Origin of the sequence: uncultured Amphritea sp. (genome assembly GCF_937127095.1) — a bacterium.
In the GTDB taxonomy this organism is placed as follows: domain Bacteria; phylum Pseudomonadota; class Gammaproteobacteria; order Pseudomonadales; family Balneatricaceae; genus Amphritea.
This window is the reverse complement of record NZ_CAKZLP010000025.1, coordinates 13,347-29,269: the sequence shown is the minus strand read 5'-3', so window position 1 is coordinate 29,269 and position 15,923 is coordinate 13,347. Positions and strand designations below refer to the sequence as shown.

Annotated in this window: 13 protein-coding genes; 4 read left to right on the top strand and 9 right to left on the bottom strand. The window is 52.6% G+C overall.

The annotated features are described in order from the left end of the window. Window positions 1-36 precede the first annotated feature (36 nt). From Q0499_RS06840 to Q0499_RS06825, 4 genes are all read right to left on the bottom strand, one after another. The gene (locus tag Q0499_RS06840) at window positions 37-3,153 is read right to left on the bottom strand and encodes an efflux RND transporter permease subunit (protein ID WP_299197586.1); all 3,117 of its coding nucleotides are present in this window, start codon (window positions 3,151-3,153) and stop codon (window positions 37-39) included. Next, window positions 3,150-4,235, bottom strand: coding sequence for an efflux RND transporter periplasmic adaptor subunit (locus tag Q0499_RS06835; RefSeq protein WP_299197584.1), 1,086 nt, complete (start codon window positions 4,233-4,235; stop codon window positions 3,150-3,152). Before Q0499_RS06835 ends, Q0499_RS06840 begins: the two co-directional genes overlap by 4 nt. A gap of 95 nt (window positions 4,236-4,330) precedes the next feature. After that, window positions 4,331-4,765, bottom strand: a complete 435-nt coding sequence (locus Q0499_RS06830; RefSeq protein ID WP_299197582.1) for a cytochrome b562 — start codon at window positions 4,763-4,765, stop codon at window positions 4,331-4,333. A 1-nt stretch (window position 4,766) separates the two neighbouring features. Beyond that, window positions 4,767-5,018 carry a zinc ribbon domain-containing protein gene (locus tag Q0499_RS06825; protein WP_299197580.1) on the bottom strand — a complete coding sequence of 84 codons (252 nt, stop codon included), beginning with the start codon at window positions 5,016-5,018 and terminating at the stop codon, window positions 4,767-4,769. A 133-nt stretch (window positions 5,019-5,151) separates the two neighbouring features. Between Q0499_RS06825 and Q0499_RS06820 the strand changes: the two genes are divergently transcribed. Further along, window positions 5,152-5,529, top strand: coding sequence for a 4a-hydroxytetrahydrobiopterin dehydratase (locus Q0499_RS06820; RefSeq protein ID WP_299197577.1), 378 nt, complete (start codon window positions 5,152-5,154; stop codon window positions 5,527-5,529). 116 nt (window positions 5,530-5,645) lie between these two features. After that, entirely contained in the window at window positions 5,646-6,278 is a 633-nt protein-coding gene (locus tag Q0499_RS06815) for a DUF2799 domain-containing protein (protein WP_299197575.1), read from the top strand. Between the two features lie 187 nt (window positions 6,279-6,465). Here the strand turns inward: Q0499_RS06815 and Q0499_RS06810 are convergent, their stop codons facing one another. Continuing rightward, entirely contained in the window at window positions 6,466-6,936 is a 471-nt protein-coding gene (locus Q0499_RS06810) for a Spy/CpxP family protein refolding chaperone (protein WP_299197574.1), read from the bottom strand. A 162-nt stretch (window positions 6,937-7,098) separates the two neighbouring features. On the opposite strand from Q0499_RS06810, the gene Q0499_RS06805 reads away from it, so the two are divergent. Together Q0499_RS06805 and Q0499_RS06800 are read left to right on the top strand one after the other, a co-directional pair. Continuing rightward, on the top strand, window positions 7,099-7,800 hold the full coding sequence (locus tag Q0499_RS06805) for a response regulator transcription factor (protein ID WP_299197572.1): 702 nt from the start codon (window positions 7,099-7,101) through the stop codon (window positions 7,798-7,800). A 36-nt stretch (window positions 7,801-7,836) separates the two neighbouring features. Continuing rightward, window positions 7,837-9,141 carry a HAMP domain-containing sensor histidine kinase gene (locus Q0499_RS06800; protein ID WP_299197570.1) on the top strand — a complete coding sequence of 435 codons (1,305 nt, stop codon included), beginning with the start codon at window positions 7,837-7,839 and terminating at the stop codon, window positions 9,139-9,141. 10 nt (window positions 9,142-9,151) lie between these two features. Here the strand turns inward: Q0499_RS06800 and Q0499_RS06795 are convergent, their stop codons facing one another. The 4 genes from Q0499_RS06795 to astA are packed head-to-tail and all read right to left on the bottom strand — an operon-like array spanning window position 9,152 to window position 15,878. Next, window positions 9,152-11,902, bottom strand: a complete 2,751-nt coding sequence (locus Q0499_RS06795) for an EAL domain-containing protein (RefSeq protein ID WP_299197568.1) — start codon at window positions 11,900-11,902, stop codon at window positions 9,152-9,154. 52 nt (window positions 11,903-11,954) lie between these two features. Beyond that, a complete protein-coding gene (astB, locus tag Q0499_RS06790; protein ID WP_299197566.1) occupies window positions 11,955-13,331 on the bottom strand; it encodes an N-succinylarginine dihydrolase in 1,377 nt (458 codons plus the stop codon). A gap of 30 nt (window positions 13,332-13,361) precedes the next feature. After that, the gene (gene astD / locus Q0499_RS06785; RefSeq protein ID WP_299197563.1) at window positions 13,362-14,834 is read right to left on the bottom strand and encodes a succinylglutamate-semialdehyde dehydrogenase; all 1,473 of its coding nucleotides are present in this window, start codon (window positions 14,832-14,834) and stop codon (window positions 13,362-13,364) included. Window positions 14,835-14,837: 3 nt separating this feature from the next. Next, entirely contained in the window at window positions 14,838-15,878 is a 1,041-nt protein-coding gene (astA, locus tag Q0499_RS06780) for an arginine N-succinyltransferase (protein ID WP_299197561.1), read from the bottom strand. Window positions 15,879-15,923 lie beyond the last annotated feature (45 nt).

Here is a 15,923-nt window from a genome sequence, read left to right as displayed (position 1 = left end):
AATGACTTAGTGCTCTAAAAGAGCACTAAGGAGAGTCTAACGGGCTTTTGGGCTCTGCGAGCCCCGCTCATTCACCAAATGATAAGTCACCGGGATCAGCACCAGACTGACCAGCATAGAGAAACTCAACCCCCAGATGACGGTAACGGCGAGCGGCTGCAGCATCTCCGCGCCGTCGCCCCAGCCCAGTGCCAGTGGCAGCATGCCGGCAACGGTACTGAGGGTGGTCATAATAATGGGTCGCAGACGCAGTCTGGCCGCTTCCAGAATCGCCTCGGTGATGCTGTTGCCCTGATCTCTGGATAGTTCGACATACTCAATCAGCAAAATAGCGTTGTTGACCACAATCCCGGTGAGCATGATCATCCCCAGCCACACTGGCATCGACAGTGGCAGGGCGAGCAACCAGATTCCTGCGGCTACACCTATCGCAGCGAAAGGCACACCAAACATGATGATCAGCGGGTTGCGCAGGGATTCATACTGGATCGCCATCACCACGAATACCAGGAATAGCGCCAGGCCGAGTAACAGGCTGGTGAGTTTGCTCTGTTCGGCCAGGACTTTCTCAGAGCCACCGTCGTAGGCGGTATAGCCTGAGGGCATAGCAAAGTTTTCCCGTACCTGATTGATCGCTGCCAGCGCTTCTCCAAGGGTGATATCCGGCGTTAGTGAGGCGCTGATCTCAACGATGCGCATCTGGTTATCCCGCTGGATACTGGCCGGTGATTCGATCAGCTCGAGGGTGGCAACATCGGACAGATGTACCGGTGGCGATGCCCCGGTGCCGGGAAACAGCAGTAGTGTTTCCATCGATTCCGGGGTGTTAAAGCGCTGCTCCGCCAGTCTGAGGCGGATATCGTAGGCGTGGTCGTCAGTAATAAACTCGCTGATCACTTTTCCCTGTAACGCAATCTGCGTGGCTTCGATCAGGTCTGCCAGTTCTATCCCCAGCTGGCTGGCGCGCACCCGATCGAGGCTGATTGAAAGCTCAGTGAGCTGGTCTTCCGCTGAGTGGCTCAGGTTGCGTAGCTGCGGCAGTTTTTTCAGGTCGGTGGTCAGCTGTTCCGCCAAAAGAGTCAGGGTTTTATTATCCGGCCCCTGCAGCCGCAGACTGATATCTTCACTGCCACTGTTGGTGCGAATACCGCGGATGCCTCGCTGAGTCATACGGATGGTGAAACCGGCTAACTGCAGTTTAGCGATCTGTTTTTGCAGCCGTTCGATCCATTCATTGCTGGACAGGTCCCGTTGGGCCACAGACTTTAACTGTACAATCACCGTCGAGCGGTTGGATTGTTCCCGCTGTGAACGACCGAACACCGAACCGCCTACCAGCGTAAACACTGTTTCGGTTTCCGGCTGGCTGGCAAACAGCGCTTCCAGCTGTTCTACCCGGCTGTTCATTTCAGTCAGGGCGATACCGGTGTCCGCCGTAATTCTGACGGTCACCCGGCCATCATCCATCGGAGGGAGAAAGATCTGCTTACCACTGACAAATATCGGCGCAGACACTGCCAGGGCGACAATAAAACTCAGCAGCGCTAAGACCCGGTAATGTAAAATTCTGCTGAGAATAGCCGCATAGTTGCGCTGTAAAGCGCGAATAAAACGGTCGGTCAGATGGCGTATCCCACCACTATGGGTTGCTCTTTTGGTCGCGGCGGCAAGGGCCGGTACCAGTGTCAGGGCGATCACCATGGAGGCAAAAATCGCCGCTGAGATAGTGATAATCAGCTCCTGAAACAGCAACCCGGTGAGTCCGCCGATAAACAGAAAGGGTAGTACAGCGCAGAGGTTGGTTGAGGTTGAGGCGATGATCGCACTGTTGACCTCAGTCGCAGCGTTATTGGCTGCGGCCAGCGGGTGTTCATGGTTTTGCTGGTGGCGGTTGATATTTTCCAGCATCACGATGGTGTTATCCACCAGCATGCCGATCCCCAGGGCCAGGCCTCCCAGTGTCATGATATTCAGGGTCAGGCCGCCGAGCCCCATGAGAACGCAGGTAAACATGATCGCAATCGGGATGGCGCTACCAATAATCAGGGTATGTCGCAGGTTGCCGAGGAACAGATACACCACCGCCATCGCCAGCAGCGCGCCGCTGATCGCCGCGGTAGCGGCATTATTAAGGGCCTGCGCGACATAGATCGACTGATCCGAGACCTGCGTTACGCTGATATCCTCAGGAATGATTTTTTGTTGTGCTAACCACTCCAATCGCTGTTTCACCTGATCAGCCACATAAGTGGTGTTGGCGGTGGGCTGTTTCTGAATCGATAGCTTGATTCCGCGGATACCATCCGCACGGATCAGAATTCGTTCATCTTCGGTGCTCAGCTCAACCTGCGCCAGATCGGCGAGGGTCAGGGTGGCATCGCCTCTGCGGGCGACGGGCAACTGGCGTAGCTGATCTAATGAGATGAGGCGGCCACTGATGCGGCTGTTAATTTCATTGCCGGGCATGGTAATCCGCCCGGCGGCCTGATCACCGTTGCCCTCTTTGACTGCCGCGATAAGGGTTTTGTAACTGATATCGTACGCGGCCATGCGCTGCTGATCCGGTATAACATGTACTTCACGTATAACACCCCCACCGACCTCTGCGGCGGCGACCCCCGGCAGGTTGAGCAGCCATTTCGCGATTACATCATCAGCCCACTGGCGTAGCGCGGCACTGTCACGAATCTGTGAGCTGATAACAAACTCCATCACTGGAATTTGCGCGGGGTCGAGCTTGTAGATCACCGGTGAATCGACCGAATCCGGCAGGGTTCGTCTTGCTCTGTCTAAGCGGGTGCTGGCGTCCCGCAGGGCAACATCGATATCTTTGCCATACTCAAAGGCCAGGTCGACGCTGGTGCTGCCCTGAGTGGTGGTGGACTGTACGTGAATCGCGTCTTCGGTGATCGCCAGCTGCTCTTCCAGCTTGCGGGTGACACGGTCTTCCATGACCGGAGGAGGCACGCCACTATCGACCACCCTGACGCGGATCTCCGGGTAGATGATATGGGGTAACAGATCAACCGCCAGGCGGTTAAGGGCAAATGAACCCAGCACAATCACTGCCAGCGCAATCATGATCACCCCGACCGGATGATGAATAGACCAGTTGGCAAGCCCCCTGGAGTGGCGCATAGATCTTTGGTTCACTCTGCCGCTGCTCCATCAGGTTTTTGCTCAACGGCTTCGTTAACAATCGTTACCTGCAAACCTGGTTTCAGATTAGTAAAGCCGCGGGTGATCACTTTGTCTCCAGGGTTCAGCCCTGCCAGCACTTCGATCTGCTCGCCAGCTTTGAGACCCGTTTGCAGCGGGCGTATCTGTACTTTGTTGTCACTGTCGGCGATAAATACATAGCTGCCCGTGTCAGACTGACGCAGGCTGGCGTAGGGCAGGAGCAGAACCTGTTGCCGGGCAATTCTGAACTTTACCCGTACAAACTGACCCGGTCGGGCGCCCTGAGGGGCAGGGTTGAGGCTGATCTCCAGAGTGCCGCTGCGGGTTGCCGGGTCTATTGTCGGGTAGATTCTGCTCACCTTTCCGGATACCGCAAAGGGGTTGCCCTGGTTGGCGTTACGCAGAGCATCTATCTCCATTTCCACCGGCATGTCGATCTTCAGCTGGTTAATCAGCAGCTCTGAGACATCCACTTTAAGGCGCAGGCTGCTCAGGTCTGCTACGGCTAACAATAGTGAAGATCTCTCTGCGAGATTGCCCGGCTCCGTATGACGGGAGGTCACTACGCCATCAATTGGCGACTGGATACGGGTATAGCCGAGGCGGGTCGCGATCACCTGTTCATCGGCTTTGGCGACTGCCAGATCGGTCTCTTTTTGCGTCAGTTCTGAACGTGCGGTGAGGTTGCGTTTAATCAGGCCAGTGGTCCGCTGTAGTTCTTTATCGGCCTGCTGACGCACTGCTCTGGCCCGTTGTAACTGTGCATTCAGGAGTTGATCATCAAGGGTGATTAGCAGGTCGCCACGCTGAACGGTGTCGCCTTCACGGGGGAGAATCTGTTTAACGATTCCCTCTTCCTGATTATAGATATTGATGGTCTGGAACGCTTCAAGGGTGCCGGTACGGATTCTTTCAAGCTCGATATCCGCAGGTTGTGCCGATAAAACCTCTACCAGATGGGGTTTGGGCTGACGCGTTTTAGCCGGCGATTGCTGATCACAACCTGATAGGAGAACGATAGCACCGAGTAACAGGATATGAGCTTTGTGGACCATAATGACAAACCGCCGCCTCTGCGATATTAACGATAACTGTATCTATAACATAGTTGCACTAATATCCGACAGCGGACTTTATAAATAATGTGTTATCAGAGTCCGATAGCTTCTTTAAGCGTATCGAGCAGTAACTCAAAAACGCCCGGTTTCACTTTTTTATGGTATTCAACCCGTAGCTGATCGACCTCTTTTAACTGGTTCTGAAGCTGCGAAAGGTTGGTGTCCGTCGCTGTGGGCAGCCCACTGACCAGGGTTTCTACTTTATCCAGCCCCTCCAGTGACAAAACCTTGCGCTCCGGGGAAAACTTAAACGCCTGTGCGGTTTGCAGCTCGGTTAAAAATTGCGCGATCTTTTCATTAAAGACGGCGGGGTCTTGAGTATCGATGGCTTGTTTGTAATGCAGTCGCATCTCTTTCATGGTTGGTTTTAACTGTCCGGCGGATGCACTAGAGGATAGCAACAGGCCTAAACAGAGACTCATAAAAACAGAAGACAGTGAAAATTTGTACAGCGTTTTCAAAAACATATCAGATTCCACAGCGTCCGGGACAACCTCCACCACTCATGCAGGGCGGCGACTCCGGGTTTTTAAGGGTTTTATTACTGATGACGCCACCGGTAGTCAGTAGCTTGGTGACGGGGGCATCAGTGGGTGTTGTACCGTTTTTAAAGCCGCCAATATCACACAGGTCGGCCCAGGTTGATATTTTCAGTGCCATTGGATGGCGCACTTCAAACACCTCGCCGGTGGTTTCGCAACGGTAATCATAAGTAGGCATAGTCGTTTCCCGATTTAATCCAGTCCGGGGCAGGACTCTACCACGGATTATGACCCGTCGTTAGTCAATAAGTGCCATGCAAACAAGTAAGGCTGTGGAGGATTGTCTGCGGCACTGCCTGTAGGGCTATACTGTGTTCTCTGGTATTCACTTATGGGAGTTCATCATGGCCGGGTTGCCTTCATTGGAAAACCGTCACTGCGCTGTTTTTGATAGTGCGACTAAACCGCTGACCGTAAAGCAAGCGCAGCCGTTGTTCACACAGCTTGCAAGCGGGTGGTTATTAGATGCCGATGCTAAAGAGATACGCCAGGAGTTTCGCTTTAAAAACTTCTATCACACCATGGCGTTTGTTAATGCGCTGGCGTGGATCGCTCATCAGCAGGACCATCATCCGGACCTGGAGGTGGGATATAATCGCTGTCTGGTGCGTTACAGCACCCATAGTATTGGAGGGCTGTCGGAAAATGATTTTATTTGTGCCGCCAAAATTGATGCTTTGAATCCCTGAATTCCTAAATCAGAGCCGCTTTGATTGTTTAATCTGAATTCAGCTTACATCTGTCATACTTCTGCCCAGCGTTTTCAGGAGCGCATGATATAGCGCACATATAAGGATGCAAAAATATGAATATTCGATATCTGATGCTATTGCCGGGGCTGGCTATAGTGCTGGGCATGGCAGGCTGCTCTACCCTGGACAAAGAGGATTGTCTGTCTGCTGACTGGCAGTTAATAGGGTTTAATGATGGTGTCGGTGGGCGCGATGCCGGACGGCTTGAGCAGCACCGGGACGCCTGTTCTGATTATGGTGTGGTGCCGCTGATGGATCAGTATCTGCTGGGTTATGACCGGGGTGTCCGGCGCTACTGCACAGCGATCAATGGGTATAATGAAGCGCGAGCGGGAAAAGCGCTTAACCCTGTGTGTAGTGGTGAACTGCAACCGGAGTTTGTCCGTGGCTTTGAATTAGGGATTCAGACGCATCAGCAACTGACACGATTAGAGAGCGCAAGGCATGAGCTGAGCATTCTGACGTCTGAGCAACATTCCGATGTGCGTGATCGTAATGATAAACGTGAACAGCTGATTATGGATGGTATCTCTTCCGATACCCGTTCTTTTTTGCTGTCTGAGATTGATGAGCTGGAGCATGAGATCCGTTTGCGTAATCTGCAAATTAAGCAGCAACAGCAGTCGGTGAGAATGGAGACCCGCTATCTGCAGGAAATGGAAGCCGATCTGCGTAAGCAGCTGTAAACCTGACGTTCTTGTCTGAGCTCCTTTGTCAGCTTTGTTATGGTCTTACAGGTAAAAAAATGCCCTGCTAAAAGCAGGGCGAGTGGCCCGTTTAAAGGCGACGGTGAATATATGATGAGAGTCATATATGAGGGTAAAGCGTTAAAAAGCGGGTCGGCTGGAGCCTGATTCAGCCGACCCTGGTACTTTAAGAACGGGGTTTGTTAGGGCGCATCTCCATAAACTTTTGCTGCTGTTCAGGGGTTAGAATGGCAAACATTGCCTTTTTCTGTTCTGCACGCATAGTGATCATCTGTGCTGTATCTTCCTGGGCCTTAGCCACTAAAGCTGCGACTTGCTGGTCGTAGTCAGCAGCATTGACATCCAGGTCTCTTAAGGCAGTATGCATATCTCTCATTCCGCCCCGCTGGTCTTTCATCTGACCGCGTTTGTTTTGGAAAAGTTCCTGCATCTGATTTGTCTGCTCTTCACTTAGTCCAAGCTTTTCAGCCATTCTGGACATTCGCATGTTCTGCTTGCCTTCCATCTGTTCATAACGACCGCCACCCTGACGATCACCACAACGGTCCCAGCCATCTTTAGCTGAGGCGATGCCCGCAGTCAGCGCACCCGCACCGATTACTGCGGCTGTAATTCCGATAATGAGTTGTTTACGCATGGTCATTCTCCTGAAGCATTGCTTGTTTCGATGGATACAGTATGCATCTGCCCCCTGCTAAGTTGGGTAAAGGCGGTGTAAAGTTTGGTAAAGGCTGATGTAGACAGGTGAAATTCATCATGGGCTTGATTACTCTGAGGCTATCTGGAAAGGACATTAAGTATGAGTGACACCGTAAAACTTTTGTTAGTGGATGATGATCAGGAACTCTGTGAGCTGATGGGTCAGTATCTTGAGTCCGAAGGCTTTGACGTCAGCTTTGCGCACAGTGTGGAGCAGGCTTTGCCGTTGTTGCAGCAAGCGGGCAGCTATGATCTGCTGATCTTTGATATTATGATGCCCGGCCAGAGTGGCCTTGAACTGCTGCAGCAGGTGCGTCCGCGGATTAAAACCCCGGTAATCATGCTCACCGGGCGGGGCGAGGATATCGACCGGATTATCGGTCTGGAGATGGGAGCGGATGATTATCTCGGCAAACCCTGTAATCCGCGTGAGCTGGTCGCCCGTATCCGGGCAGTTTTACGTCGTAGTGGGCAGCAACCAGCTTTAGAAGAGAGTTCAGATAAACTGAGCATTCATGGCATAGAGCTGGATGCTGGTAAGCGCCTGGTTCGGGTGGCGGATATCGAGCTGGAACTTACCAGTGCCGAATTTAATGTGCTGGCCGAGTTGATGCGATCGGCAGGTAGTATTGTCAGTAAGGACGATCTCACAGAGAAGGTGTTGCATCGCAAACTGACCGCCTACGACCGGGCGATTGATGTCCATGTTAGCCGGGTGAGGCAGAAGCTGGCAGCGGTCATACCCGACAGTGAACTGATTAAAACTGTCCGCGGTGCCGGCTATATGCTGGTAAATGAATGATTTCAGTGTGAAGTACGGGAAAGACAGGCAGGACTGATGGCGATTCGCTGGTATAAACGACTTTTTCTGAAAATATTTGTCACAGTCTGGCTGACCAGTTTTCTGGTAATCGCCCTGACTGCTTTTGTGATTGGGCACCTGTCAGAACAGCAGCGTGATCGTGATGTGTTCAATGCCCGGGTATTGGGGCAGGCGGAGCTACTGATTGATCGTTTTGAGCGTGATGGTCATCTCCCGTCCCCGAAAGAGTGGCGCCGCTATCACGATGATGATCATAAAGAGCCGCGCTTTTTCCCCTCCAGAGTGCAGATTACAGAGCTTAAATCCGGGCAGGTTATTTTTGGTCATGAAGATGTCAGAAAGTTTCGTAATCCTATGATTCTGAATGTGATTTCTGACACTAACCGGGAGTATCAGGTCGTCGCAGAAACCCGTATCCGACCTGATCTGGCGGCGAAGGTGTTTGGCTTCTTTCTCTCTGTTCAGGTGGTATTGTTAATGGTGGTTGCCGGGATCGCCGCGCTGTTGATCAGTCTGATGGTGGTGCGCCCGGTTAACCGCTTGCGTCAATATACCCGTGACCTTTATAACGGAGATCTCAGTGCCCGGACCGATGACCGGTTAAGTTGCCGAGGCGATGAGATCGGCGAGCTCAGCCGGGAATTTAACCGGATGGCTGAATATGTGGAGCAGACGCTGCAGTCGAATACACACCTGTTGCAGGATGTCTCCCACGAGCTGCGTGCGCCGCTGGCGCGTCTGCAGATGGCAGCGGGATTAGCCGGGCAAAAAATGTCAGAGGCTGATCAGCACTTTATTGAGAGGATTAATCAGGAGTGTGACCGGATCAACCGGCTGATCGATGAGATTCTCAGTTTGTCGCGACTGGAGCAGATGGAGGTGTCAGATCAGAGTTTTGAGTTGACGGAGGTGATCGATACGCTAGTGGAGGATTTTCGCTTCAGTTCACCCCATCATCCACTGCAGTGGACGCCGGTCGCCTACCGGATTAAAGGTAATCCAGCCCTGCTTGAACGAGCGTTGAGTAACATTCTCGGGAATGCGGTTAAGCATACACCGGCAGATACAGAGATTATTATTTCGGCGGAGCTGGTTGCGGGGAAAGTCCTGATCCGGGTCGCCGACACAGGGCCGGGGCTCAGTGCTGAGCAGCTAGCGACAATGTTTAAACCCTTTGTACGCTTTACCGGACAGCAAAATGGTTATGGCCTCGGCCTCAGTATTGCCCAGCGTGCGGTACAATTATTGGGTGGCACTCTGACTGCCAGCAGTCAGCCGGGCAAAGGGCTGGAACTGATACTGTCATTTCCTAAGGTCTGAGCTGACAGTGTCAGATCTGTTCTGAATCGGCTTCGGTTGCTGCTGTTGGAGCGATTGAAGCGCTGTTCAAAATGGTATCGATAGGCTCTGGACGGCTGATGGTATAGCCCTGGGCATAATCCACACCCAGCTGCCGGAGGCGTTCCATAATCTCGTCGGTTTCAACGAACTCTGCGATCGTTTCCATGCCCATAATATGCCCGACCTCATTGATCGAACGGACCATCGCTTCGTCAACCGGGTCGGCGATGATATTGCGCACAAACATGCCGTCGATCTTCAGCAGATCAACGGGTAGGTTTTTCAGGTAAGCAAAGGAGGAGAGGCCGCTGCCAAAGTCATCCAGGGCAAAGCGGCAACCCAGGTTTTTCAGTGAGCGGATAAATATCTGCGCGTCTTTGAGGTTGGCGATCGCCGCCGTTTCGGTGATCTCAAATTTGATCATGCGCGCGGGCACGACACCATGCTCTATTGTGCGGATGATATATCCCAGCAGTGCGTCATCTCCGAGAGACTGACCTGACAAATTAATTGCCAGGCTGTCGATATGCCCCAGCTGATCAATATTTTGTGTCATCCACTGCAGAGTATTCTGGATCACCCAGCGATCGATCTGCGGCGCAATATTGTATCGCTCCGCAGCTGGGAGAAAGGCACCAGGGGCGACCAGATCGCCGGATTCAGCGCGCAGCCTGATCAGCACTTCATAGCCGGTGTTTTGCTGTTTCTGCAGAGGAACAATGGGCTGAACATAGAGCAGGAAACTATTGTCATCCAGAGCGCGGTGGATCTCGCTGGCCCACTGAATATAGCCTTTGCGAATCAGTTGTTGTTCATCGTTATCATTGTAGATGTGGATCCGGTTGCGGCCAGCGTCTTTCGCTGTATAGCAAGCGGTGTCGACATCCTGCATGGCGCCAATTGCGCTACTGGTGTGTCGGTCTATCACCGCGAGTCCGGCACTGATCTCAACCGGGAAGTTATGATCTTCCCACTGGAAACGAAACTGTTTCAGATCATTCATGATCATCTGTACGACCCGTTCACCTTGGGCCAGACTGGCGTTTTCTAACAGTATCAGAAACTCATCCCCTCCGGGACGTGCGAGGGTATCGCGGTTGCGAAGCTTATCTCTGATAAGGTTGCTGATCTGCCGCAATAGATCATCCCCGGCCAGATGGCCACAGGTGTCATTAACAATCTTGAACTGGTCAATATCAATAAAGCAGAGGACATGGTGGGAGTGATGCTTATGCGCATGCGAGACAATTCGGGTTAGCTCGTTTTCAAACTGACGGCGATTTAACAAACCGGTTAGTGAGTCGTGGGTGGTTTGAAAGTCTATCTCATCGGAGATTCTGCGAACTTCGGTAATATCTTCCTGCAGGGCAATAAAATGAGTTATCTCACCAAAATTATTGGTGATGGGCGATATCACCTCTTCGGCCCAGTAAAGATCGCCGTTCTTCTTTTTATTATGAAATACGCCACGCCATTCCTGGCCGGACAGCAGGGTTTTCCACAGATCACTATAGATCTCTGTTGCCGTTTCCCCGGAGTTTAAAAGGCGGGGGTTGCTACCTATGACTTCTTCAGGGTAATAGCCGGTAATATCGGTGAAACGGGGGTTAACGTATTCTATTTGACCACTTACATCGGTTATTACAACAACGTTCGGGCTCTGTTCTACTGCCATCGACAGTTTTTTCAGGGTGTTGGTGGTGTTTTGCTGTTCTGTTGCATCGTTGAAAACCCCGACACCCCCATTGACCAGACCCTGAGCATCCCGTAGGGGAACAAACTCAGCGATCAGATACATTTTTCGGTGGCCTGTGACCGACACATAAGGACCTTCAAACCGCCCGACTTGACCCTGCAATGCATCTCGCAGGGCAGTCAGAAGCTTTTCGTCTGTTAGCTTTTCCAACATGTTGAAGCCAACCAGCACTTTATCTGAGGAGCCAACAATCTTCTCAAAACGGTGGTTGATCATAGTGATGACCGCATTCTGGTCATAGTGAAAAATACCGACGGGCGAATGCTCAATAATTGAGGCGAGGCGTTTTTCACTGGCATGCAGTTGTTGGGTGCGCTCACGGACGCTGACTTCAAGACTTCTGGCCCAGCGGCGTTGTGCGGCAGAGAAGGTGAGCATGACCGGCAACAGAAACAGTAAAAATATAATGGCCAACCCTATTTGCTGAATGAGTCGCTGGTGCAATGGGGACTCAATCTGGCTTATTTCCATATCTGCGGCGGTAATAAAACGGGTGCCATCGGAAGATGTCTGGGGGATAAAGGTGCTACGGAAGTGCCCCCAGTGATCGTTGATTTCAAGAAACAGTTGATCCTCACTGTTAGCTAGCTGATGAAGTCTCGGGTCAGCATCTGTATAGGGTAGAAAATAGTTGTACAGATCTTTACCGGCTTTCATATCCTCATCAGTGATGCTGGCGCTGGTAAAATAGACCGCCTTATCCCGTAGCACCATCGTGTAAATATAGATAGTACGGGTGTTGCGGGTATATTCGGATAACTTGATCGTATTGTTCAGATCAGCTTCGGGTTTGATATCTCCCGGTTGCATACCCTGATGATGAAAGTGGTCCGGTAGTATCAGGGGGGCTGTCAAAGCGCTGGTGGTGAGCTCGTTGTCAATCTGCTGATAGATGCGACTCTGCTCCTGCGAGTAATCCCACACAAGATAAAGTACGACCCAGGCAATATATACCAGGATAGCGATGTAAACCTTGCCCGTCATTTTAAAAGTCATAAATGGATTATAGGTCTATTTGCAATCCTCGTTTGCTCTCTTATACCTGAAACGGGTAGAGGTTTGGCAAAACCAATATTTCAGCCAGTTCGTTCAGAGCGACCTGAATCTCAGTCGGCAGGCTTGGGTCCGCAAGATCTGCTGCGCTAAGTTGCTCCCGGTAGTGCGTGTTAATCCAGCTTTTCAAACGATTATAGAGGGTGACGTCCAGCAGAATGCCGGGATGTACCGCATTGAGCTCTGCCTGACTCATCGGCACTCTGAGGCGTAGGCAGGCCGGGCCTCCACCGTTATTCATGCTTTGGCTCAGGTCGATATATTCAACGGCCGATACCGGATTATCAGCCGTAATTAACCAGTCAATAGCATTCATCGCCTCGTCGGAAGCCAGGCAGTTTGTCGGCGCCAGTAACAGCATTTCTGTAGCGTCGGGTCTATCACCTGATAAGGCCGGGTCTGACAAACTGATCAGCTGGCTATTGAATAGATAGCTTGTAACCGCAGCTTTAACACTAAGGAGTTTGCTGCTGAATTCGGCAATCACTAATGGGTTGCAAGGGGCGCGTCCGGATTGCGGCCACTGCCGCTGCAACTGGTCCAGGATGTGTTGCTGGTTAACCAATGAATCTTCATGCAACATTAAAAAATTTCGGTGGCCGACACCGATAACATCATGATGAAACACCCCCTGATCGATAACATTGGGATTCTGCTGTGCCAGCACGACATTTGCCGATGGCAGTTGATGCTGCCGCACCAGAGCTTCGCAGGCGGCCAGGGTTTGTCGGGCGGGGTAAACCTTCGGCGAAAGCCTGCCGCTGCCACGCCCGTAGACCAGCAGGCTTATGCCTTGCTGGCTATGAGAGGAGCAAAGTCGCGTATGGTTAGCAGCGCCCTCGTCGGCAAAACTGGCCTGACCGGGGAGTGGTGAGTGGTGGCAAAAATGGGCCGGATCATTGAAGATCCGCGTTAACAGTGTGGCACTATAGTCCGTTTCAATAGAGCGGTGTAACGTGGTGATCAGATTAGCCGGGGTGAAATGGATTCTTCCATCCGGGCAGTCCCGGCTGGCGGTTACCGTTGCTGCATTGGCCGCCCACATCGTTGATGCTGAGTAACAGGCCGCCAGCAGATGTGGTGCTGTGCGATGGGCCTGGCTGATAATATCGCTGACGGAGCCGCCAAACCCCAGTCTGCGGAGTGTCGCAATATCAGGCCGGGGCGCTGGAGGCAGCACCCCTTGAATCTGTCCCAACTGCACCAACCGCCACATCTTTTCCAGCCCCTGCAGGGCTGCCTGCCGGGGCGAAGCGATCTCGCCTTTGTGTTTATCCGAGGCGATATTTCCCGGCGACAGGCCTGCATAGTTATGGCTGGGGCCGATCAGTCCATCAAAGTTCACTTCCTGATAAAGCATATAACCTCCTTAATTTCCTGATCGGTACGCTTATAAGTCGAGTCCCGGACTGAGATTGGCTGGCAACACAGGCGAACTGCTTTCAATGGATGCCACCGGGTAGGCACAGTAATCCGCGGCGTAGTAAGCTGACGCCCGGTGGTTGCCACTGATGCCGCAGCCGCCAAACGGCATGCTGCTGCTGGCACCTGTCAGTGGGCGGTTCCAGTTGATGATACCGGTACGAATATGACGCTGGAAATGGTCATATTGCTCGCGATCATTGCTAAACAGTCCGGCGGACAGGCCGAATCTTGTGTCATTAGCCGTAGCAATGGCGGATTCAAAATTACGGTAACGGATAACCTGAAGTAACGGCCCGAAATATTCCTGATCCGGCAGGTCCGCGGCGGCCGTGGTATCAATGATCGCCGGGGATAGCAGGGTGCCGGCGCTGTTGTTTACCTGCGCTTCGAGCAGTACCGCGGCGCCGGCCTGAATGAGTTGCTGCTGCGTCGACAGAATGGCATCTGCGGCGGGCTTACTGATCAGGGTGCCCATAAAGGGTTGCGGGTCGTCGTTATAATTGCCCGTGCGTATTTTACGGCAAGCCAGAACCAGTTGATCAATATAATGATCTCCCCAACTGGTGGCGGGCACCAGAAGACGACGGGCGCAGGTGCAGCGTTGTCCTGCGCTGATAAAGGCCGAGATAATCGTATCGTGAACGGCTGCTTTGAGGTTTTCGACTGGCGTGATCAATAACGGGTTATTGCCACCCATCTCCAGCGCCAGAATTTTTTCCGGGTGGCCGCCAAACTGACGATGTAACAACTGTCCGGTCACTGCGCTGCCGGTGAAGAACAAACCATCAATGCCGCTGTTGGATGCCAGTGCTTTGCCTGTTGCACTGTCACCCTGCAGCAGATTCAGCACGCCATCGGGCAGTTCTGCTTTCTGCCACAGGTGCAGCATCAGTTCCGCACAGCGGGGCGTCAGCTCACTGGGTTTGAACACCACCGTATTACCTGCCAGCAGTGCGGGAAGAATATGGCCATTGGGCAGATGCATGGGAAAATTGTAAGGGCCGAATATGGCCACCACCCCATGGGGTTTATGACGCAGAACTTGCTCTCCCTGGGGGCTGTGTTCTATTCGGGTGGGACAGCGCTCTTTGTGGGCGCGGATGGATATGTCGGTTTTACCAATCATTGCGGTGATTTCGGTACGGCTTTCCCAGAGTGGTTTGCCGGTTTCCTGGCCGATCGTATCCGCGAGTAGTTCTGCATATTCATGCAGCAGTTGGGTAAAGCGCAGGAGGTAACTCTGACGCTGCTCCAACGTCATTTCGCGCCAGCGAACGGCAGCATTGCGGGCAGCGTCAACCGCCTGAGCAACCTGTGACTCACTGGCACAGTGCCCTTCCCAGATCTGTTGCTCCGATGCGGGATTAACCGAGTTGAAGGTTGTGCCCTTCCCCTGCACCCAGCGACCATTTATAAACAGTGATGCATGTGCTTTCATGGCTCAACTCCTGGTTCTGCTCTTTAGAGGAACAACCCGTACCTTGTCGCCCTCATTGACCATCAACTGGTGGGCGAGCTCTGCGGTCAGGGTTATTCTGCCCTCTGACGGGGCTATCTGTGCGGCCGTACAGCGGAAATTCTGCAATGAGGTATTGCTGATCAGAAAGGAGGTAGAGTGGTGCTGATAGGGGCCGATATGGACTTTGACATAACCGCTTTTTCTGACAGCGCGGATATCCTTCAGTTCGCAGGCGAGGGTCGGACCGGCATCAAAAATATCGATATACTCCTCATAGCGGAACCCCTCGCTTTCAAGTAGTTTGCGTGCGGGTATTGTTTGTTCATGAACCTCGCCTATGACCTGGCGCGCAGCTTCCGGCAACAGGTGGATATAGATCGAGTGTTTCGGCATTAGTTCGGCAATAAATACCTTGTTACCGATGCCGGTGAGGTAGTCTGCCTCTGAAAACTCCATGCTGAAAAAGTGCTGTCCCAAGCCATCCCAGAAGGCTGACCGGCCCTGAGCATCGCTGACGCCGCGCATCTCGGCGATGACTTTGCCCGGGAAGCGCTCTTTGAACTGTGCCAGAAACAGAAAGCGGCAGCGGGACAGTAACCCGCCATTGTTGTCTTTGCGGTATTCCGGGTCCAGGTAGAGGGTACAGACCTCGGTGCAGCCGGTGTAATCATTGCACAGATAGAGGGTCTGAAAGCTGTTGTGCACCCCCAGCTCGCGGGAGGCATGGACAACGGTGCCCAGACGATAGTGATAAAACGGCTCTCGCCGACCCACGGCGGCTTCTATACCGCAGACCCCGACCACTCTATTGTCCTGAGGGAATTCCATTACAAACAGGTAACTGGCACCCTTTGGGTCCGCTTTCACCTGCTGAAAAGCGGCTTCTGAGGCGAGAATTTTGGTCTCAAGCAGTTCGCGATTGCTCGGCAGTGAGGTGAAACCCGGGCCGCTATCCTGCGCCAGTTCACAGAGGCGATCCAGATCGGATAATCTGATTGGGCGAATTAAACTGATCTCGTTCATCCCTCAACTCCTCTGTTTTATTCTGATAAGATGTTTATCCACCGG